This window comes from Jiangella mangrovi, from assembly GCF_014204975.1.
GTDB classification, from domain to species: domain Bacteria; phylum Actinomycetota; class Actinomycetes; order Jiangellales; family Jiangellaceae; genus Jiangella; species Jiangella mangrovi.
In genome coordinates this window covers 6,376,680-6,396,405 of record NZ_JACHMM010000001.1, presented here as the reverse complement: position 1 = coordinate 6,396,405, position 19,726 = coordinate 6,376,680, and the positions used below count along the sequence as shown (strand labels likewise).

The following is a 19,726-nucleotide window of genomic DNA, read 5'->3' as shown; positions in this document are numbered from 1 at the left end:
GAATCGCGGCCGGTCCGGGTCCTCCACCTGAGGTGCCGGAGCGCTGTCCCCGAGGACGAGATCCCTGACCCGCGGTCCCGGGCCGATACCCTGCGACGGAGTACGTCGGTCATCGGGGGAGGCGCGCGGTGTTGCTGTCGTTCGGGCGGCCCCTGCACCTGCTCGTCATCGGCGTCTTCGGGCTGTTCGTCGGCGCGCTGTTCGCCCTGCTCGCCCTCGCCGCGTCGTCCCGGCCGGCCGATCTCGCCGGCTCGCCCGTCTGTGAGCACGGCTTCGCCGACCGCTGCGTGACCGAACGCACCGTGCTGGCCGCGGCCGACCGCGTCAACGCGGGGAACTGGCTGGCGGGGACCCGGACCTGGGAGCTGACCGTCCAGGGCGGCTGGCCCTACGGGGACCACCCGAGCGTGTCCGTCCGTTCCCAGCCCTCCGACGACGGCCTGCGTGCCGGCCGGCGGGTCACAGCGATCTTCAACGGCCCGGACCTGCTGGGGCTGCGGCTGCCGTCCGGCGTCGTCCTCGAGACCGAGCTGCACCCGCGGTTCGCCGTGCCGGTGAACGCCGGTGTGGCGCTGCTCGCCGGCGGCATCGGCCTCATCCTCGTCGGGTTCGCGGTGAGCACGGCACGCGAGTACGGGTCCTGGCGGGTGGACGCCGGCGCGCCCGTCGCGCGGCCGAACGTGGGGATGGTCGTCGCGCTGCTCGGCGTCGTCGCGTTCGCCGGCGCCCGGGCCTACCCGCGGCCCGCGCCGATCGTATTCGTGCTGCCGATCGTGGTGGCGGTGATCGTTGTCCTGATCGTGCGCGCCCGCCGCACGGCGCAGCGGTGGGCCTGGCAGGAGCGGCGCGGCGCGGTCGATCCGACCAAGGCCATGGCCGCGCTGATCGCCGCCGACCCCGTCCCGTCGCGAGCCCGTCGGAACGGGCACCTCTACCTGCTCGCCCGACCTGCGGCGCCGCCGGAGGCCGCGTTGCCGGGCCCGGCCCGCCTGGCCGTCGACGTCGAACGTCTCCTGGCTGCCCAGGGCGTGGCGGACTCCTGGCCGGGACTCCGCCGGCTGCTCTGGGCTTCCGACGGTGGCGGCGACGGCGACCGCGTGCGGCTCACCCACGGCGTCGTCGCGGGCCGGGTCGACGAGGACCAGCTCCTGGTCCTGACGGTGACGGCCGACGGCGCCGTGGCCTTGACCTGCGGCCGCGGCACGGCCGGCCCGTCAATCCGTGAGCCGGACGTGCGCGAGCTGGACCCGGCCCTCGTGCTCGGGCTGATCCGCACCGTCCTGCTTCTCGCCGGCTGGCAGAGCGGACCGGGGGACCATCGCGAGTGGTCGCTGGAGCTGTACCTCGACGGGCTCCGGGGTGCGGTCATGCGGAACGGCGCCTCGCCCGACGTGCCGCCGCGGCCGTATCGCCGCGACGCCCACCGGCAGCTGATCCACGCCAGCGGGCGGGGGCTGCGGGAGCGCACCGACGCCGTCGCGGGCCAGCTCGCCGCGCTGTTGCTGGCCGGCTTCGGCGTGCCGCGTGGGTGACCCGGCCGGACGTTCAGTGGATGGTCACTTCCTGTCATACTCCCCGTTAACCCCCGCGGGAAGCGTGAGTCCATGGATGTCTCCCCCCAGCGTCCCCTGTCCCGTCGTCTCTTCGTCACCGGCCTCGGCGCAACCGCCGCGGCCGCCTCCGTCCCCGGCCTCATCCGCGTCGACGGCGCGCATGCGGCGCCGCCCGGCACCGGCGGCACGCTGCCCGACGGTGTCTTCTCGCTCGGCGTCGCCTCGGGCGACCCGCTTCCCGGCGGCGTCGTGCTGTGGACCCGGCTGGCGCCGGACCCGCTGTTCGGCGGCGGCATGCCGGACCGTCCCTACCCCGTCGAGTGGGAGGTCGCCGACGACGACACGTTCGCGCGCGTCGTCCGCCGCGGCCGGGTGGTCGCGCTGCCGCAGCAGGGTCACAGCGTGCACGCCGAGGTCGAGGGCCTGCGGCCGGGCGCGACCTACGCCTACCGCTTCCGCGCCGGCGGTCGCATCTCGCCCGTCGGGTACACCAGGACGGCGCCGGCGGGCTCCGTCGCGGCCGTGCGCTTCGCGTTCGCCAGCTGTCAGAACTGGCAGGACGGCTACTTCACCGCCTATCACCACTTGGCCGGTGAGGATCTGGACTTCGTCGCGTTCCTCGGCGACTACATCTACGAGTCCGTTCCGCGCACCACCACCGTCCGCACCCACGAGGGCACCGGCGAGCCGGTCGGCCTGGTCGAGTACCGCAACCGGCACGCGCAGTACCGCTCGGACCCGAACCTGCAGGCCGCACACGCGAACTTCCCGTGGATCGTCACCTGGGACGACCACGAGGTCGACAACAACTGGGTCGACGAGATCCCGCAGGACCCTGCCCAGCAGAGCCCCGAAGCGTTCCGGGCCCGCCGCCAGGCCGCGTTCCAGGCGTACTACGAGCACATGCCGCTGCGGCGCGGGTCCCGCCCGCGCGGCCTCGACCTGCAGCTCTACCGGCGGCTGCGCTTCGGCGACCTCGTCGACCTGCACGTGCTGGACACCCGGCAGTACCGCTCGGACCAGCCGGCGACGCTCGAGGCCGCGTCGACCGACGCGTCGCTGACCATGACCGGCGAGGAGCAGGAGCGCTGGCTCGTCGACGGCCTCACCGACGGCGGCACGCGCTGGAACCTGCTGGCCAACCAGGTCATGTGGGCGCAGAACGACCGCACCGCCGGCGAGGTCGACACCTTCGACTTAGACAACTGGGACGGCTACCGCGTGCAGCGCCGGCGGCTGCTCGAGCTGTTCGGCAGCGGGTCGGTCGCGAACCCCGTCGTGCTGACGGGGGACCGGCACTGCACGTGGGTCGCCGACCTGGAGCCCGACTTCGACGACCCGTCGTCGCCGGTGGTGGGCGCGGAGATCACCGGCACCTCGATCTCGTCGGGCGGCGACTCCGACCCCGTCGCGTTCCAGAACACCTACCGGCCCATCGCCGAGGAGAGCCCGCACTGGAAGTACTGGGACAACCAGCGCGGCTACGTCGTCTGCGACGTGACACCGGAGCGGATGCTCAGCTCGCTGCGGCTGGTCGACACCGTCTGGCAGTCCGAGGGCGCCACGGTGCGGACGTCGGCGGAGTTCCTCGTCGAGGCAGGCCGGCCGGGCGTCACCGTCGAGTACCAAGAGCCGCGGACGGTCCAGCAGCGGGCGCAGTCCCGCCGCGACTCCGGCCCCGTCTACGACGTCGACGACGTCGACGAGACCGCGGACCTGCAGCGCTGACGCCGTCGCACCCCAGGACGGTCCGGCGCCGCGCTTTCATCGGGCGGGCGCGGCGCCGGACCCCGTCGGGCGCACACCGTCAGTCGCGCCCGGTCGCGCAGGTGACGTCGACCTCGTTGCCCTCGGCGTCGGCGAGCGTCCACCACGTCGGCCCCGCGTCGCGGACCAGGTGCCCGCCGGCCGCGAGGGCAGCCTCGACCCGGGCCTGCGCCAGCTCCGGCGGCACCCAGACGTCGAGGTGGAAGCGGTTGCGCTGCGGGCGCGGCGCGTCCATGTCCTGGAACCAGATCGACGGCCCCCGCCAGCGCGGGTCGACGAGGTCCTCGTCCGGGCTGTCGGCGCGCCGCTCGTACCCGAGCACGGCCGCCCAGAACGGCATGACGTCGGCGCTGACCAGCGCGTCCATGGTGACCTGGACGCACTGGATCGACGACGGGTCGGCGGTGAGGCCCTGGTCGCGGGCCAGTTCCGAGATCCGCAGCGCCAGCTCGAGGTCGCCGGTCGTCAGGCCCATGTAGTCGGGCCGCTCGGTGAGGATCCGGACGGTGACGGTGTCGTGCCGCAGGTCGACGTCCGGATGATGCGGCCCGGCGTCGCCGACGGCCCCGGCGATCGCCTCGACCAGCGCGGCGCCGGCGCCGAACGATCCCGTGCGGAAGACCGCGGTGGCGCCGTCGCCGACCACCCGCCAGTCGCTGGTGCGCTCGTCGGCGTGGAACTCGCGCATGGTGAAGGGCTCGGACATGGTCACTCCCCGGTGCTTCCGTCGACGGACTCGCGCAGGAGGTCGGCGTGGCCGTTGTGCCGCGCGTACTCCTCGATCATGTGGGTGAGGATCCAGCGCAGGCTGGGGGAGCGGCCGTCCGGCCAGGTGCGCTCCGCGGGCTGCTCGAGGCCGCCGTGGGTGAGCGCCTCGACGAGACCGGCGCGGGACCGCTCGACCGCCGTCTCCCAGAGCGCGAACAGCTCTTCGGCGGTGTCGTCGGCGGCGGAGTTCCAGTCCCAGTCGTTGTCGGCGGCCCAGTCGACGGTGTTCCAGGGTGCGCTGCGCTCGCGTCCGAACAGGGCGCGGACGAACCAGTCGTCCTCGACGTAGGCGAGGTGCTTGAGCAGTCCGCCGAGCGTCATGGTGGAGGCGCCGACGGTCGCGGTCAGGCCGGCGGGGTCGACGCCGCGGCACTTCCACGCCAGCGTGGCGCGCTGGTAGTCGAGGAAGCCGGCCAGGGTCGCGAGTTCGTCGCCGTCGACCGGGGGCTGAGGCCGTCCGTACTCGTCGAGGTCGGTCATCCCGCGGCCTGCGTCGCCTTGGCCGCCGCGTCGTTGATGGCGCGGCCGAGGTCCTCGGGGCGGCTGAACTGCGGCCAGTGGCCGGTCGGCAGGTCGACGTACTCGACGTCGCGGAGCCTGGTGAACTCCTGCACGGGCGGCGCGCCGCCGTCGATCCACTCGCGCAGGTCGGCGGCGGTGAACTCCGGGCAGATGACGGTGACGGGGACGTCGTAGCGGCGGTCGCTGGTGAGGCGGACGGGGTCGGTGGTGACGCGCTCGGGCGACGGGATCGCGCGGGCGCGGAAGTCGGCGCGGGCGGCGTCGTCGAGGTCCTTGAGGTCGTCCTCGCCGAGGTCCTCCCAGCTGGGCAGCGGGATCTCGCCGTTCTCGGCCGCGAAGCTGCCGAGCGGCTCGCCGTCGACGGCCGGGAAGCCGCCGACGTAGACCGTGCGGGCCACCCGGTCCGGCCGTGCGTCGGCGACGGCGTAGGCGAGCCCGGCCCCGAGCGAGTGCCCGACGACCAGCACCTGGCCGTCGTCCTCGGGGACGGCGTCGACCGCCGCGACGATCGCGTCGATGTGGTCCCGCAGGCCGATCGTCGAACGGTCGGCGTCCTTCGACTCGAGACCGGGGAGCGTGAGCGGGTGCGTCGTGTGGCCGGCCTGCTCGAGGACGGGGATCACCCGGTCCCACGACGAGCCGTCGAGCCAGAGCCCGGGGATCAGAACGATGTGCATGGTCGAGTCGCCTCTCGGGGTTTCTCTGTATGATCGGGAACCACGGATCAATCCAAACTAGTGGAACGGACCGTAAATGTCGATCGATCGGACGATGCCCGACTACGACCTGGACGACCAGGCCGTCGTGACGGCGCCCGCGCAGCTGCGCGCGATGTCCGACCCGCTGCGATCGACCATCCTCGATCTCGTCCTCGAGCGGGCGGCGACGGTGTCCGAGCTGGCTCTGGCGGTGGGGCGCCCCAAATCGACGGTGGCCCACCACGTGGGCGTGTTGGTCTCGGCCGGGCTGTTGCGGGTCGTCCGGACCCGGCGGGTCCGCGCCATCGACGAGCGCTACTACGGCCGGACGGCGCGGCTGTTCCGCATCGGCAAGATCGACCACCCGGTCATCTGGGAGAACGACCTCTCCGTCGCCGCCGCCGAGGCCCGGGCCGCGTACGAGGCCGACGTGATGATGAGCATCCACCGGCACGCCCGGATCCCGCGCGAGCGTGGGATGGAGTTCTGGGAGAAGGTGCTCGAGCTCGTGCGCGAGTTCAGCACGATGGAACGCTCGGGCGACACGGTGTTCGGCTTCGTGGCGGGCCTGTACCCGACCGACCACCCGGCGCTGCCCGACCCTCCGCGTGAAGATTGAGGTTCCGTGGGGTCTCGCGCGGTTACGACGGGGGGAGTCTGGCGACGGGTGGGACGCGTCTTCGATAGTGGCCGCCATGCTGGTCTGGTGTCACGTGCTGGTCTGGTGTCACGCGAAACGGCCGGAATGAGCCCGCACACGTGACGGAGAACCAGGACGTGACGTGAGACCAGGACCTCGACGACGGCGAGGCGAGCCCACCTCACCACCCCCGCAGAACCTCGCGCACCGGACAACCGTGGGCCACATCACGAGATCGCGGCTTGCATAATCATGCGGAACCTTGCATACTTTTGCTCGTGTCCAAGGTGCTCACCTCCCTGCCCGCCGGCGATCGGGTCGGCATTGCGTTCTCCGGCGGCCTCGACACCTCTGTGGCGGTGGCGTGGATGCGCGACAAGGGGGCGGTGCCGTGCACGTACACCGCCGACCTCGGTCAGGCCGACGAGGACGACATCGACTCGGTGCCGGGCCGGGCGAAGTTGTACGGCGCTGAGATCGCGCGCCTCGTCGACTGCCGGGCCGCGCTGGTCGAGGAGGGTCTGGCCGCGCTGACGTGCGGCGCCTTCCACATCCGGTCCGCGGGCCGCGCCTACTTCAACACCACCCCGCTCGGCCGCGCCGTCACCGGCACGCTGCTGGTGCGGGCGATGCTCGAGGACGACGTCCAGATCTGGGGCGACGGGTCGACGTTCAAGGGGAACGACATCGAGCGGTTCTACCGCTACGGCCTGCTCGCCAACCCCAACCTTCGCATCTACAAGCCGTGGCTCGACGCCCAGTTCGTGGGCGAGCTGGGCGGCCGGCGCGAGATGAGCGAGTGGCTGCGCGAGCACGACCTCCCGTACCGCGACAGCACCGAGAAGGCGTACTCGACCGACGCGAACATCTGGGGCGCGACGCACGAGGCGAAGACGCTCGAGCACCTCGACAACGGCATCGAGACCGTCGACCCGATCATGGGGGTCCGGTTCTGGGACCCGTCGGTCGAGATCGCCACCGAGGACGTCACCATCGGCTTCGAGCAGGGCCGCCCGACGACCATCAACGGCCGAGCGCACGCGAACCCCGTCGAGCTGGTCCTGGAAGCCAACGCCATCGGCGGGCGGCACGGCATGGGCATGTCCGACCAGATCGAGAACCGCATCATCGAGGCCAAGAGCCGCGGCATCTACGAGGCGCCCGGCATGGCCCTGCTGCACGCGGCCTACGAGCGGCTGGTCAACGCGATCCACAACGAGGACACCGTCGCCAACTACCACAACGAGGGCCGGCGGCTCGGCCGGCTCATGTACGAGGGCCGCTGGCTCGACCCGCAGGCGCTCATGTTGCGTGAGTCGCTGCAGCGGTGGGTCGGCTCGGCGGTGACGGGCGAGGTGACGCTGCGGCTGCGGCGCGGCGAGGACTACTCGATCCTCGACACCACCGGCCCGGCGCTGAGCTACCACCCGGACAAGCTGTCCATGGAGCGCACCGAGGACTCCGCGTTCGGCCCGCTCGACCGCATCGGCCAGCTCACCATGCGCAACCTCGACATCGCCGACTCGCGCGCCAAGCTCGAGCAGTACGCCGGGCTCGGCATGGTCGGCAGCACCCACGCGGAGCTCATCGGCGCCACGCACCTGGTCGGCGAGCTGCCCCAGGGCGGCGCCGAGGCCATCGCCTCGCGCGGCGAGGTCGACGCCGACGACGTCATGCTCGACCGGGCGGCCATGGAGGCCGGCACCGACTGACCCGGCACCACACAGCCCATCGACGACGGCGGCAGCTCCCCTCCCGCGGGAAGCTGCCGCCGTCGTCGATCAGGCACTGAGGAACGAACGGAAGGACTCGGCGACGGTGTCGGGTGCCATCCAGAACGCACCGTGGTCCTGGCCGGGCAGCTGCTCGACAGTGACGGCGGGCAGGATCTCGGCCAGCGCGTGGGCGCCGTCGAGGAAGAACTGCTCGCTGTTCTCGCCGACCAGCACCAGGATCGGCGCCTCGACGGACCAGCGGTCGCGGGGGAGCGGCCGGCCGGACAGCAGGCCCTCGACGATGCGCCCGTCGTAGGCGTAGGTGTGCGCGAGTGCGGCCATCGCGTCCCAGGACGGGTCCTGCTTCATGGCCTCGACCCACTCGGCCGGGACCAGGAGCGTGTCGGTCATGAAGTACTCGACCGCCTCGCTGCGCCTGCCCGCCGCGACCAGCGCCTCCTGGTGCGCGACGTAGCCCTCGGGAGCCGGCGGCCGGGAGTCGTCGATGATGAACGGCGGCTCGTACAGGCCCAGGCCGGTGACCTTCGGGCCCAGCGCCGTGGCGGCGTCGAGCGCCAGGATGCCGCCGGCGGAGCCGCTGACCAGCGCCGCCGTGCCGCCGACGGTGTCGATGAGCGCCTCGATGTCGTCGATCTCGCGGGCCGGGTCGTAGGGCTGCGGGTCGCCGCTGCCGCCGCGGCCGTGCCGGTCGTAGTTGACGACGGTGAAGTGCTTGGCCAGTGCGGCGGCGATGCCGGCGACGCCGGTGTGGTCCTCGGCGACGGTGCTGATGACGATGACGGCGGGGCCGGAGCCGGCCGTCTCATAGGCGATGGTGGTGCCGTCCTTCGAGGTCAAGGTGTCCATGGTGGTGTCCTTTCAGAGGATGGTGTCGAGGCGCTCCAGCGCCTCCAGGTAGCCCTCGCCCATGCCGCTCGCGACCCACTGGCGCAGGGTGTCGCCGTCGGGGAAGCCGGCGTTGATGCTGACGTGGGTGCCGGTGCCGTCGGGCGTGAAGACGACATCGGTGGGGATGCCGTCGCCGACGGCGACCCAGTCCGCGGTCGCCTGCCGGTCGAGGTAGCTCAGCCGCTCCCGCGGGCGCACCTCGCCGTAGGTGGCGACGAGGTGGACGGGGCCGCCGGAGCCGTCGTCGGCGGCCATGGAGTACCGCCACTCGCCGCCGGGGCGGACGTCCATCCGCTCGACGGTGGTGGTCCAGCCGTGCGGTCCCCACCAGCGGGCGATGGCGTCGGGCTCGGTCCACGCGGCCCACACGCGGTCGGCCGCCGCGGGGTAGCGCCGGGCGATGGTCAGGGTGTAGTTCTGCTCGTCGATGACGATGCCGTCGGCGCTCATGGGCGCTCTCCGTTCGGTTCGGTAGTGGTCTCGGCGGCGCCGAGGAAGTCGCCGAGGCGGTCCAGCCGGTCGGTCCACAGGACGGCGAAGGTCTGCGCCCAGGCGCCGATGTCGCGCAGCGGCTCCGGACGCAGCCGGTAGATGCGCTGCTGGGCCTGCCGGGTCGCCTCGACGACGCCGGCGTCGGCCAGCAGCCGCAGATGCCGCGACACGTGCGGCTGCGCCAGCCCGAGCGCGTCGACGATGGCGCCGACGCTGCGCGGGCCGGACCGGAGCAGCTCGACGATGCGGAAGCGGTTGGGCTCCGCGATCACGCTCAGCCGGTGCTGCAGCTCGTCCATGCCTCGAACATACACAAGTACATATATACATGCAAGTAGATGTTCGAGACATCGCTACGCTGAGCCCGTGGTGCGGATCGAGCCGGTGACGGTCGCGGTCGACGGCGCCGTGCTGGACGACCTCGGCGCGCGGCTCCGGGCGACGCGGTGGGCGCGGCGCGAGGCGTCCAGCACCGCCCTCGGGCCGCGCAGCGCCGAGCTACGGGAGCTCTGCGACCGATGGGCCGGCGGGTTCGACTGGCCGGCGGCCGCGGCGCGCATCAACCAGGCCCGCCACCTGCTCGTGCGGGCGAGTGGGGGCGCGGGCGCCGTCCATGTTGCGGTCCACGACGGCGACGGGCGCCCGCCGCTGCTCCTGCTGCACGGCTGGCCGAGCAGCTTCCTCGAGTTCGAGCGGCTGGTCCCGCTGCTGGTGCCGCGCACCGTCGTCGTCGCGTCGCTGCCGGGCTACGGGCTGTCGCGACGCCCGGCCGGACGGTGGACGACGCGCGACACCGCGGGGCTGCTGGCGTCGACGATGGCAGCGCTCGGCTTCGGCCGGTTTGTCGCGCACGGCACCGACTTCGGGTCCGACGTCGCGAGCTGGCTGTCCCTGGACCACCCGCGCGCCGTCGCCGGGCTGCACCTGTCCAACGTCGACCTCGCTCCGTCGCTCCCCGAGGGTGACGAGCCGACGGCCGAGGAGCAGGCCTACCTCGCCCGGTTCGGCGGCTGGTGGCGCGGCGAGAACGGCTACAAGGAGATCCAGTCGACCCGGCCGGGCGCGCTCGCCCCGGCGCTGCTGGACTCGCCGGCCGGGCTGGCCGCCTGGGTGCTCGACAAGTGGGACGCGTGGACCGACCCCGCGCTGGGTCCGACGGTGGCCGCCCGGGTCGGGCCCGACGCCCTGCCCGAGCTGCTGACCTGGTGGTGGGCGACGGCGACGGCGGAGACCTCGGTGCTCGACTACGCCGACAACCGCGCCGCCGGCACGACGGTGTTGCCCCGTGGTGTGCGGATCGAGGTGCCGACGGAGGTCGCCAGGTTCGGCCACGAGCGCGGGTTCCGCGAGGACGCGCCGCGCTCCTGGCTGGAGCGGATGTACCGCCTGGAGCGCTGGACCGACCAGCCGCGCGGCGGCCACTTCGCCGCCCTCGAGGCGCCCGACCTCCTGGCTGCCGACCTGCTCGCCTTCGCCGACGAGGTCGGCTGACGGTTCGGCCCGACCTTGTCGGTGGTGGGTGAGAAGGTACGACCATGATCATTTCGCATCGTGTTCCCTGGCCCATGCACCGGCGTCGCCTCGAGCGCGCCTCCGACTACTGGCTCAGCACCACCCGGCCCGACGGCCGGCCGCACGTGGCGCCGTTGTGGGGCGTGTGGCTCGACGGCCGGCTCTATTTCAGTACCGACCCGGCCTCGGTCAAGGGCCGCAACCTCGCGAGCGAGCCGCGCGCCGCCGTCCACATCGACGGTGGCCACGACGTGCTGGTCATCGAGGGGACGACGGCGCGGGTCGACGACGACGCCGTCAGGCAGCGGGTCGACGACGCCATGGCGGCCAAGTACCTCACCCCCGACGGCACCGCGTACCGGCTGGCCATGGACCCTCCCAACCGCCTCTGGGAGCTCCGCCCCGAACGCGCGCTGGCTTGGTGGGAGGCGCTCACCGGCCCCACGTTCACTCGCTGGGTGTGGAACGGCGGCCCCGACCCGTCGCCCGACTGACCGTCGCCGGTGCCCGGGCGGCCAGCGCGTCGGCCGTGGCCACGATGACCTGCTGCATCGCCGCGGCGGCCCGGGTCGGCGTCACGTCCGAGCGGTGCGCCAGGCTGACGGTGCGGGTCAGTGTGGGCCCGGTGAGCCGCACCGAGCGCAGCCCCGGCCGGTCGAGCAGCACCATGGCGGGCACGACGGCGACGCCCAGGCCGCGCTCCACGAAGCGCAGCACGGCGTCCATCTCGGCCCCTTCGAGCACGACCGACGGGGCGAGGCCGGCGGCGCGGAACGCCGCCTCCGTGGTCACCCGCAGGTCGTAGCTCTCGTGGAAGACGATCTGCGGCAACTCGGCCAGCCGGTCGAGGCCGATCGACGCCCGCGTGGTCACGGGCGGCCGAGCGGCCGAGGAGACGACGACGAGCTCCTCGGTCAGCAGGGGCGTGCGGGTGAGGCTCGCCCCGGCCACCGGTGGTCCCTCGGACGCGGTGATCAGGGCGACGTCCAGCGCGCCGCCGGCCAGCTGGTCGATCAGCACGCGCGAGCCGCCCTCGGTGAGGTGCAGGTCGATGCCCGGATGCGCGCCGTGGAAGGCGCTGACCGCCTCGGCGACCAGACTGATGCACAGCGTCGGTGTGGCGCCCAGCCGCACCCGGCCGCGGCGCAGCCCGGCGAGCTCGGCCATCTCGCGGCGGACGGCGTCGGCGTCGGCCAGCATGCGCCGGGCCAGCGGCAGCAGGGCCTCGCCGGCCGCGGTCAGCGCGATGTGCCCGCGGGCGCGGTGGAACAGCTCGGCGCCCAGGTCGTGCTCGAGTGACGCGATCTGCCGGCTGAGCGAGGGCTGGGCCAGGTGCAGGTGCTCGGCCGCGCGGGTGAAGTGGCCGAGCCGTGCGACCTCGACGAACCCGCGCAGTTGCTCCAGGTTCATGCTTCATAGTCTATGCGTATCGAAACGAGCCGAACTATGCATTGGAGTTATCGTCGGATCCGGCCTAGCGTCGAAGACATGACTGAACGCCAGCTGTCCACCACCGTCCTCGTCATCGGAACAGGAGGGTCTGGCCTGCGGGCGGCCATCGAGGTCGCCGAGCAGGGCGTCGACGTGCTCGCCGTCGGCAAGCGGCCCCGTCACGACGCCCACACCGCCCTCGCCGCCGGGGGCATCAACGCCGCGCTCGGCACCATGGACGCCGACGACAGCTGGCAGCAGCACGCCGCCGACACGATCAAGGAGAGCTACCTCCTCGCCAACCCGCACACGGTCGAGATCGTCGCGCGCGGCGCCGAGCAGGGCATCCGCGACCTCGAGCGCTACGGCATGGCGTTCGCCCGCGAGGCCGACGGCCGCATCTCGCAGCGCTTCTTCGGCGCCCACACGTTCCGGCGCACCGCGTTCGCCGGCGACTACACAGGGCTGGAGATCCAGCGCACGCTGGTGCACCGCACCGAGGAGCTGGACATCCCGATCCTCGACACCGTGTACGTCACGCGCCTGCTCGTGCGCGACAACGTCGTGTTCGGCGCGTACGGCTTCGACCTGCGCGACGGCACGCGCTACCTGATCCACGCCGACGCGGTCATCCTGGCGGCCGGCGGCCACACCCGCATCTGGCGCCGAACGTCCTCACGCCGCGACGAGAACACCGGCGACGCGTTCCGGCTGGCCGTCGAGGCAGGCGGGCGGCTGCGCGATCCCGAGCTGGTGCAGTTCCACCCGTCGGGCATCATCGAGCCCGAGAACGCGGCCGGCACGCTGATCTCCGAGGCCGCGCGCGGCGAGGGCGGCATCCTGCGCAACGCGCTCGGCGAGCGGTTCATGGACCGCTACGACCCCGACCGCATGGAGCTGTCGACCCGCGACCGCGTCGCGCTGGCCGCGTACACCGAGATCAAGGAGGGCCGCGGCACCGCCAAGGGCGGCGTCTGGCTCGACGTGTCGCACCTGCCGCGCGAGACGATCATGAGCCGGCTGCCGCGCGTCTACCAGACCATGCTCGAGTTCCAGATGCTCGACATCACCACCACCCCGGTCGAGGTCGCGCCGACGGCGCACTACTCCATGGGCGGCGTGTGGGTCCGGCCCGACGACCACGGCACCGGCGTCGACGGCCTCTACGCCATCGGCGAGGCGGCCAGCGGGCTGCACGGCGCCAACCGGCTCGGCGGCAACTCGCTGATCGAGCTGCTGGTCTTCGGGCGCATCGTGGGCCGGGCCGCCGTCGCGCACTCCGCCGGCCTCGACGCCCAGCGACGCTCGCCCGACGCCGTCGCCCAGGCCCGGGCCGAGGTCGACGACCTGCTGGCCGCCGACGGTCCCGAGAACGTGCGCGCCCTGCAGCGGGCCATCCGCGACACCATGACCGAGCACGCCGGCGTCGTCCGCGACGAGACGGGACTGAAGGCCGGGCTGGCCGAGCTCGACCACATCGACGCGCGCATCGCCGACGTCGGCATCCACCCCGACATCGCCGGGTTCCAGGACCTCGCGCACGCCTTCGACCTGACGTCGTCGGCGCTGGCCGCCCGGGCGACGCTCGAGGCCGCACTCGAACGGCGCGAGACCCGCGGCTGCCACAACCGCGCCGATTACCCGCAGCTCGACCCGTCGCTGCAGGTCAACCTCGTGTGGTCGCCCACGGCGGGCGTGGTCCGCGAAGAGATCCCGCCGGTGCCGGCCGAGATCGCCGCGCTCATGCGCGAGGTCGACACCGCGGGCAAGCTCGTCGAGTAGGAGCCTGCACGCTTCGTCCATGATCATCGCTTTCTCCAGGTGTGGGCGCGTTTTCGTCATTCCGGACGACACCGGGTCACGACTAGCGTCACGCGGCGGGGGACCCCCAGCCCCGTCCGCAGCACCTCGAGGAGGAGTGCCGTGATCCCAGGTTCGAGACGCCGCCGGCGGCCCGCCGCACTGGCCGCAGCCGCCGTCGTCGTCACCACGTCCGTCGTCGCGTCGCTGATGACGACCGACATCGGCGTGGTGCCGGCGCAGGCGCTGACCACGCACACCGTCACGTCCCCGGACGGCGAGATCACCTTCGCCGTCCACGAGCAGGCGTCCGGCGCGCTGACCTACGAGGTCACCGCCGGCACCACCACGATCTTCGAGGAGTCGCCGCTGGGCATCGCCACCAGCGGCGTCGACTTCTCGACCGGCCTGGCGTACGCGTCGCAGAGCCGCACGACCATCGACGACACCTACACGCTGCCCGCCGGCACGAAGCCGTCGTACCGCGACCACGCCAACGAGCTGGTGCTCAGCTACACCAAGGGCGGCCAGACCATGCGGCTGGTGGTGCGCGCCTACGACGACGGCGTCGCCTACCGCTACGAGCTGCCCGGCGGCAGTGGCGCCGTCAGCATCACCGACGAGACGAGCGGGTTCCGGCTGCCGGCGCCCACCGGCGGCTGGGCCGCGGTGTGGAACGGCAACTACGAGCAGGACTACGTCTACCGGTCCGCGGCCGGACTCAACGACGGCACCGAGCTGACGATGCCGCTACTGGCCTCGATCGACGACAACGCCTACTTCACCGTCATCTCCGAGGCGAACGTCTACAACGCCGACGCGAGCTACGCGCCGTCGCTGCTCAAGGGCAGCCAGGCCAACGACGGCCTGCTGAACGTGGAGCGGACGCCGGACCAGGCGTTCCCGATCTCGAGCACGTACCCGTTCCAGACGCCGTGGCGGGCCGCGGTCATCGCCGCCGACCTGGACACGCTGGTCAACTCCGACCTCGTGCAGCACCTCAACCCGCCGGCAACGGCCGATGCGGACTGGGTGAAGCCGGGCCGGGCGGCCTGGTCCTGGTTCAGCGACGGCGACAGCGCGGCCGACCTCGACAAGCAGAAGCAGATGGTCGACTTCGCCGCGTCCATGGGCTTCGAGTACGTCACCGTCGACTGCTGCTACGACCCCGACGTCGACCTGCCGGCCATCTCGCAGTACGCCGCCCAGCGCAACGTCGACATCTTCGCGTGGGTCACCGCCGAGCCGTTCGCGACGCCCGCCCAGGCCGACGCGCTGGTCTCCGAGCACAAGGCGTACGGCGTCGTCGGGCTCAAGGTCGACTTCTTCCTCAACGACTCGCAGGAGGTCATGGGCTGGTACCAGTCCATCGGCGACGCCGCCGGCGAGCACGAGCTGATGCTGAACTTCCACGGCAGCACCAAGCCGGGCGGCGAGAACCGCACCTGGCCGTGGGTCGTGACGTCCGAGGCGGTCGCCGGCACCGAGCACTACCTGTACCCGCCGCCCACGACGGCCCGGCTGGACGCCACGTTCCCGTTCGTCCGCAACCCCATCGGCGGCATGGACTACACGCCGACGATGATCTCGCTCAACGGCTCGATCCTCACCCAGGCGCACACCCTGGCGCAGGCCGTCGTGTTCACGTCGGGCATGGTCAACTACTCCGACTCCGCCGCCGCATACGAGCAGTGGCCGGGCCGGCACCTCATGCGGGCGGTCCCGACGGTGTGGGACGAGACCCGCGTGGTCGAGGGCTTCCCGGGCGACCACGTCACCATGGCCCGGCGCAGCGGCGACGACTGGTTCATCGGCGCCATGACCGACCCGGCCCGGACCGCGTCGGTGCCGCTGTCCTTCCTCGGCTCGGGGACCTACACCGCGACGATCTTCGGTGACGACGCCAACGGCCGGGTGTCGTCGGTGACGACGCAGCAGGTCACCAGCGCGTCGACGCTGTCCCTGCCGATGATCGCCACCGGCGGCGCCGCCGTGCACATCTCGAAGACCCCGCTGGCGCAGATCGGCAGCGGCGACGTGCGCTACGAGGCCGAGGCGCCGGGCAACACGCTGTCCGGTGGCGCCGTGACCGACAACTGCAAGGGCTGCTCCGGCGGCGCCAAGGTCGGGTTCCTCGGCAACGGCGGCGCGGTGCAGTTCAACAACGTCATGGCCGGGGTGGCCGGGACGCACGAGCTGACCTTCACCTACACCTCCGGCGACCCGCGCTCGATCCAGATCGAGGTCAACGGGTCGGTCGTCGGCACCGAGGCGCTGAAGGACTCCGGCGGCTGGGAGTTCGTCAACAAGTGGACCATCGACGTGCCGCTGAACGCCGGCGCGAACACGATCCGCTTCTCCAACCCGGCGGCCTTCGGCCCGGACATCGACGCGCTCATCGTGTCGCGGCACACCGAGGCGGAGGCGGCCGGCAACACCCTGGCCAGCGGCGCGACGGTGTCAGCCTGCGGTCCGTGCTCGGGCGGGTCGAAGGTGACGGGGCTCGGCGGTGGCGGCTCGGTGCGGTTCAACGGGCTGACGGCGACAGCGGCCGGCAACCACACCGTCCGGGTCGACTACGCCGCGACGGTGGACAGCACGGCGCAGGTCAGTGTGGGTGGTGCCGCCCCGGTTACCGTCGAGTTCCCGTCGACCGGCGGCGCGACGGCGACCGCGACGGTCACGCTCGGGCTCGGCCTCAACGCCGGCGCGGGCAACACGGTCACCGTCACCGGCGGCTCCGGCGCTGCGCCTGACATCGACCGCATCACCGTCACCAACTGATCCATCGGGAGTTCCGTGGGACGGGGGACCCGCGTGGTTGCGCTGGGTTCCCCGTCCCCCTGCTGCCCAGTGTCTTGGCCGCGTGCACCCGCCTCAAGTCCGCGCGCCCTGGGGGCGCTTGGACTTGACCCGGCTACCCGCGGCCAAGAACTCGGCAGCTATCAGGGGGACGGGGGGAGTCTGGCGACGGGTGGGTCGCGTCTTTACTAGCGCCAGCCGACTTCACTAGCGAGAACCGTCTTCTGAGCTCTGGCGGGGCCGCAGAAGATGGTTGTGCCAAGTGAAGTCGCCAATGGCGAGGTCAAGTCCGGTGACGTGGTGTACGAGGTCTGATCCCTCGTCGTTGTGCTTCAGGCCGTGATGGCTTGCAGGGTCAGCTCCTCGTCGGTCACCTCCTGCTCGGCTGTTGCGACGGCCTGGGAGCGGGTGAGGACGTCGAGTCCGAGGTAGCGGCGGCCTTCGGCCCACTCGTCGTGCTGTTCGGCCAGGACGGCGCCGACGAGGCGGATGATCGAGGGCCGGTCGGGGAAGATCCCGACCACGTCGGTGCGGCGGCGGATCTCGCGGTTGAGGCGCTCGTTGGGGTTGTTCGACCAGATTTGTCGCCAGATCTCCTTGGGGAACGCGGTGAAGGCCAGGATGTCGGCGCGAGCGTGTTCGAGGTGGTCAGCGACGGCGGGGAGTTTCTCGGTCAGGGCGTCGACGACGCGGTCGAACTGGGCATGCACCGACTCGGCGTCGGGCTGGTCGTAGATGGAGTGCAGCAGGGCCTTGACCCAGCCCCACGAGTTCTTCGGTGTCGCTGACATGAGGTTGGCGGCGTAGTGGGTGCGGCAGCGTTGCCAGGCCGCACCCGGCAGAGTCGCCTCGATCGCGGAGGTCAGCCCGCGGTGGGCATCGGACGTGACGAGCTTGACCCCCGTGAGGCCGCGGGCGGTCAGATCTCTGCAGAAGGCGAGCCAGCCGGCGCCGTCCTCGCTGGTGGTCACGTGGATGCCGAGGATCTCGCGGTGCCCGTCGGCGTTCACGCCGGTCGCGACCAGCGCGTGGACTGCGACGACCCGGCCACCCTCGCGGACCTTGAGCACGAGTGCGTCGGCGGCGACGAACGTGAACGGCCCGGCGTCGGCCAGCGAGCGGGTGCGGAACTGCTCCACGTGCGCGTCGAGGTCCTTGGCCATCTCCGAAACCTGCGACTTCGACAGGGCCGTGATGCCCAACGACTGCACCAGCTTGTCCATCCGCCGGGTGGACACCCCGAGCAGGTAGCAGGTCGCCACCACCGAGGTGAGTGCCCGCTCGGCCCGCTTCCTGCGCTCGAGCAGCCACTCGGGGAAGTAGGACCCCTGACGCAGCTTGGGCACCGCGACATCGATCGTGCCGGCACGGGTGTCGAAGTCGCGGTGCCGGTAGCCGTTCCGCCGGTTCACCCGCTCCGGGCTGGTCGTGCCGTACTGCGCACCACACACCGCGTCAGCCTCGGCCGACAACAGCGTGTTGATGAACGTCTGCAGCAACTCGCGCAACAGATCCGGGCTGGCCTGGGCCAGCTGTTCCTCGAGCAGGCGGGCAGGGTCGATACTGGTCCTGACGGTCATCGTTGGTGTCCTTCTTCGAGTCGGTTGTGAGAGATCACTCGAAGGATCACCCGGTGGCCGTCACCCACATCTACAGCGACACGCTCACCGGGATCGGTACACCACTCTGCCGGACGTCACTAATGGCGAGTGAAGTCGACCCTTTGATGGTGTCGGGAGGGACTTCCCTCGCTATGGTGGGGAGAACTCTCTCCTGACGGGCGTCGTGGGCGAGTTACTGCTGCTAGAGCGGTAGTAACTCTCCCTCGAGATCCGCGGTGTCCCACGATGTGGGATTTCGGGGGCGTTTGCTGGGCCGCCCACCACGATTACCTGATCCTCATCACGCCTGCAATCGTGTTGGGGCTCGGGTAATCGTGGTGATGTAGCGGATCGTTGATGATCATCGCGGCCCGCAGCCCGCCAAAGCGGGACGAAACGGGCACGGAAGGGGCGAGGCGTGCCCAGGGCCTCCCCGTCCCCCTGATAGCTGCCAGGTTCTTGGCCGGGTGCGCGCGGGTCAAGTCCGCCTCTCCGGCGCGAAGCGCCTCCATGTCGGACTTGAGGCGCGCGTGACCGGCTAAGAGAATGGGCAGCAGGGGGACGGGGAGCCCAACCTCATCCCCCCGGCCAACCATCAACCGGAAGAGCGCCGGCGGAAGTCCGTCGGGCTCATCGCGTGCGCCTGGCGGAACTGGCGCGAGAAGTGGAACGGGTCGCCGTAGCCGACGTCGCGGGCGATCTCGCCGACCGTCGCCTCGGTGGTGGTCAGCAGCAGCCGGGCCCGTTCCATGCGCAGCGTCGTGTGGTAGGCGTGCACCCCGCCGCCGGTGGCCCGCCGGAACAGCGTCGTCAGGTGCGACGTCGACACACCCACCAGGGCGGCCAGCTCCGGCACCCGCACGGTGCCGTCGAGCCGCGAGGCCAGGTACGCCATGGCCCGCTCGAGCGGGTCGTCCGCCGCCGGCGGAGTCGCGGCGCGGTCGGCGATCAGCTGGGTCAGCAGCTTCCACGCCGTGCCGGCCACCCCGACCAGCCGCGCCGGACCGCCGTCGTCGTCGCGGGCGAGGCGGGCCACGATCTCGTCGGCCAGCGCGACCGCACGGTCGAGCCGGCGGATCGGCACGACGGGGGAGCCCAGCGCCTCGACCAGCTCGGGCACGTCGCTGCCGCGCAGCCGGCACCACCACACCGTCCAGGGCGACGACGGCGACCCGCCGTAGGCGTGCGGCGTCCCGGCCGGGACGACCAGGGCTGCGCCGGCCCCGATGCGATGACGGCGGCCGCTCACCTCGGCCCAGCCACTGCCGGAGGCGCACACCGCCACCAGGGTCTGCCGCGCACCGTCACAGCCGGCCACCCCGAACCCCACGGACGCGGGGGAGTAGCCGGCGTCGGTGACCACCAGCCGCCGTGTGACAGGGGCGCCCAGTGCCGCCGTGATCTGCCGCCGCGGCACGGCGTACAGCCGCTCCTGCTGGCGTAGACCGTCGCGGGCTGGCACACGTCCACTATGTCACGAGTTACATACTTGACAAAGTTTATTAAGTCTCCGTAG

The 19,726-nt window shown here is 72.0% G+C and carries 17 protein-coding genes; 8 read left to right on the top strand and 9 right to left on the bottom strand.

Annotated elements, in window-relative coordinates; translation table 11 throughout:
* The first annotated feature begins 128 nt into the window (after positions 1-128).
* Both HD601_RS29485 and HD601_RS29480 read left to right on the top strand, forming a co-directional pair.
* A complete protein-coding gene (locus HD601_RS29485) occupies positions 129-1,532 on the top strand; it encodes a hypothetical protein (protein WP_184828051.1) in 1,404 nt (467 codons plus the stop codon).
* 72 nt (positions 1,533-1,604) lie between these two features.
* The gene (locus tag HD601_RS29480) at positions 1,605-3,281 is read left to right on the top strand and encodes an alkaline phosphatase D family protein (RefSeq protein WP_184828049.1); all 1,677 of its coding nucleotides are present in this window, start codon (positions 1,605-1,607) and stop codon (positions 3,279-3,281) included.
* A 79-nt stretch (positions 3,282-3,360) separates the two neighbouring features.
* On the opposite strand, the gene HD601_RS29475 is transcribed toward HD601_RS29480, so the two are convergent.
* From HD601_RS29475 to HD601_RS29465, 3 genes are read right to left on the bottom strand one after another with little or no spacing between them, the layout of a single operon-like run.
* A complete protein-coding gene (locus tag HD601_RS29475; protein WP_184828047.1) occupies positions 3,361-4,026 on the bottom strand; it encodes a VOC family protein in 666 nt (221 codons plus the stop codon).
* A gap of 2 nt (positions 4,027-4,028) precedes the next feature.
* Positions 4,029-4,568 carry a DinB family protein gene (locus tag HD601_RS29470; RefSeq protein WP_184828045.1) on the bottom strand — a complete coding sequence of 180 codons (540 nt, stop codon included), beginning with the start codon at positions 4,566-4,568 and terminating at the stop codon, positions 4,029-4,031.
* Positions 4,565-5,287, bottom strand: coding sequence for an alpha/beta fold hydrolase (locus HD601_RS29465; RefSeq protein ID WP_184828043.1), 723 nt, complete (start codon positions 5,285-5,287; stop codon positions 4,565-4,567). Before HD601_RS29465 ends, HD601_RS29470 begins: the two co-directional genes overlap by 4 nt.
* A 76-nt stretch (positions 5,288-5,363) precedes the next feature.
* Between HD601_RS29465 and HD601_RS29460 the strand changes: the two genes are divergently transcribed.
* Both HD601_RS29460 and argG read left to right on the top strand, forming a co-directional pair.
* Entirely contained in the window at positions 5,364-5,927 is a 564-nt protein-coding gene (locus HD601_RS29460; RefSeq protein ID WP_184828041.1) for an ArsR/SmtB family transcription factor, read from the top strand.
* A 299-nt stretch (positions 5,928-6,226) separates the two neighbouring features.
* A complete protein-coding gene (argG, locus tag HD601_RS29455; protein ID WP_184828039.1) occupies positions 6,227-7,660 on the top strand; it encodes an argininosuccinate synthase in 1,434 nt (477 codons plus the stop codon).
* A gap of 69 nt (positions 7,661-7,729) precedes the next feature.
* Here the strand turns inward: argG and HD601_RS29450 are convergent, their stop codons facing one another.
* The 3 genes from HD601_RS29450 to HD601_RS29440 are packed head-to-tail and all read right to left on the bottom strand — an operon-like array spanning position 7,730 to position 9,363.
* Positions 7,730-8,530 (bottom strand): alpha/beta fold hydrolase, encoded by an 801-nt coding sequence (locus HD601_RS29450; RefSeq protein ID WP_184828037.1) that lies wholly within the window; start codon positions 8,528-8,530, stop codon positions 7,730-7,732.
* A gap of 12 nt (positions 8,531-8,542) precedes the next feature.
* Positions 8,543-9,022 (bottom strand): SRPBCC family protein, encoded by a 480-nt coding sequence (locus HD601_RS29445; protein ID WP_184828035.1) that lies wholly within the window; start codon positions 9,020-9,022, stop codon positions 8,543-8,545.
* Positions 9,019-9,363, bottom strand: coding sequence for an ArsR/SmtB family transcription factor (locus HD601_RS29440; RefSeq protein WP_184828033.1), 345 nt, complete (start codon positions 9,361-9,363; stop codon positions 9,019-9,021). The genes HD601_RS29445 and HD601_RS29440 overlap by 4 nt, the downstream gene beginning before the upstream one ends.
* A 67-nt stretch (positions 9,364-9,430) precedes the next feature.
* Here HD601_RS29440 and HD601_RS29435 point away from each other — a divergent pair, with 67 nt between their 5' ends.
* The gene (locus HD601_RS29435) at positions 9,431-10,555 is read left to right on the top strand and encodes an alpha/beta fold hydrolase (protein ID WP_184828031.1); all 1,125 of its coding nucleotides are present in this window, start codon (positions 9,431-9,433) and stop codon (positions 10,553-10,555) included.
* A 44-nt stretch (positions 10,556-10,599) separates the two neighbouring features.
* Positions 10,600-11,070: a pyridoxamine 5'-phosphate oxidase family protein gene (locus HD601_RS29430; protein ID WP_184828029.1), complete on the top strand. Its 471-nt coding sequence runs from the start codon at positions 10,600-10,602 to the stop codon at positions 11,068-11,070.
* Here the strand turns inward: HD601_RS29430 and HD601_RS29425 are convergent.
* Positions 11,024-11,986, bottom strand: coding sequence for a LysR family transcriptional regulator (locus tag HD601_RS29425; protein WP_184828027.1), 963 nt, complete (start codon positions 11,984-11,986; stop codon positions 11,024-11,026). The two genes, HD601_RS29430 and HD601_RS29425, sit on opposite strands and share 47 nt — an antisense overlap.
* 78 nt (positions 11,987-12,064) lie before the next feature.
* Here HD601_RS29425 and HD601_RS29420 point away from each other — a divergent pair, with 78 nt between their 5' ends.
* Positions 12,065-13,789, top strand: coding sequence for an L-aspartate oxidase (locus HD601_RS29420; protein WP_184828025.1), 1,725 nt, complete (start codon positions 12,065-12,067; stop codon positions 13,787-13,789).
* 141 nt (positions 13,790-13,930) lie between these two features.
* The gene (locus HD601_RS29415; protein WP_184828023.1) at positions 13,931-16,591 is read left to right on the top strand and encodes a glycoside hydrolase family 97 N-terminal domain-containing protein; all 2,661 of its coding nucleotides are present in this window, start codon (positions 13,931-13,933) and stop codon (positions 16,589-16,591) included.
* 350 nt (positions 16,592-16,941) lie between these two features.
* Here the strand turns inward: HD601_RS29415 and HD601_RS29410 are convergent, their stop codons facing one another.
* Complete coding sequence (locus tag HD601_RS29410; RefSeq protein WP_184818915.1) at positions 16,942-18,189, bottom strand: IS256 family transposase; 1,248 nt, start codon at positions 18,187-18,189, stop codon at positions 16,942-16,944.
* Between the two features lie 616 nt (positions 18,190-18,805).
* Positions 18,806-19,672, bottom strand: coding sequence for a helix-turn-helix domain-containing protein (locus tag HD601_RS29405; RefSeq protein ID WP_184828021.1), 867 nt, complete (start codon positions 19,670-19,672; stop codon positions 18,806-18,808).
* Positions 19,673-19,726 lie beyond the last annotated feature (54 nt).

Excerpts from the sequence above, each read along its gene's own strand:
- HD601_RS29480 (WP_184828049.1), top strand. The coding sequence starts at position 1,605 with ATGGATGTCTCCCCCCAGCGTCCCCTGTCCCGTCGTCTCTTCGTCACC.
- HD601_RS29475 (WP_184828047.1), bottom strand. The coding sequence starts at position 4,026 with ATGTCCGAGCCCTTCACCATGCGCGAGTTCCACGCCGACGAGCGCACC.
- HD601_RS29470 (WP_184828045.1), bottom strand. The coding sequence starts at position 4,568 with ATGACCGACCTCGACGAGTACGGACGGCCTCAGCCCCCGGTCGACGGC.
- HD601_RS29465 (WP_184828043.1), bottom strand. The coding sequence starts at position 5,287 with ATGCACATCGTTCTGATCCCCGGGCTCTGGCTCGACGGCTCGTCGTGG.
- HD601_RS29460 (WP_184828041.1), top strand. The coding sequence starts at position 5,364 with ATGTCGATCGATCGGACGATGCCCGACTACGACCTGGACGACCAGGCC.
- HD601_RS29450 (WP_184828037.1), bottom strand. The coding sequence starts at position 8,530 with ATGGACACCTTGACCTCGAAGGACGGCACCACCATCGCCTATGAGACG.
- HD601_RS29445 (WP_184828035.1), bottom strand. The coding sequence starts at position 9,022 with ATGAGCGCCGACGGCATCGTCATCGACGAGCAGAACTACACCCTGACC.
- HD601_RS29440 (WP_184828033.1), bottom strand. The coding sequence starts at position 9,363 with ATGGACGAGCTGCAGCACCGGCTGAGCGTGATCGCGGAGCCCAACCGC.
- HD601_RS29430 (WP_184828029.1), top strand. The coding sequence starts at position 10,600 with ATGATCATTTCGCATCGTGTTCCCTGGCCCATGCACCGGCGTCGCCTC.
- HD601_RS29425 (WP_184828027.1), bottom strand. The coding sequence starts at position 11,986 with ATGAACCTGGAGCAACTGCGCGGGTTCGTCGAGGTCGCACGGCTCGGC.
- HD601_RS29420 (WP_184828025.1), top strand. The coding sequence starts at position 12,065 with ATGACTGAACGCCAGCTGTCCACCACCGTCCTCGTCATCGGAACAGGA.
- HD601_RS29410 (WP_184818915.1), bottom strand. The coding sequence starts at position 18,189 with ATGACCGTCAGGACCAGTATCGACCCTGCCCGCCTGCTCGAGGAACAG.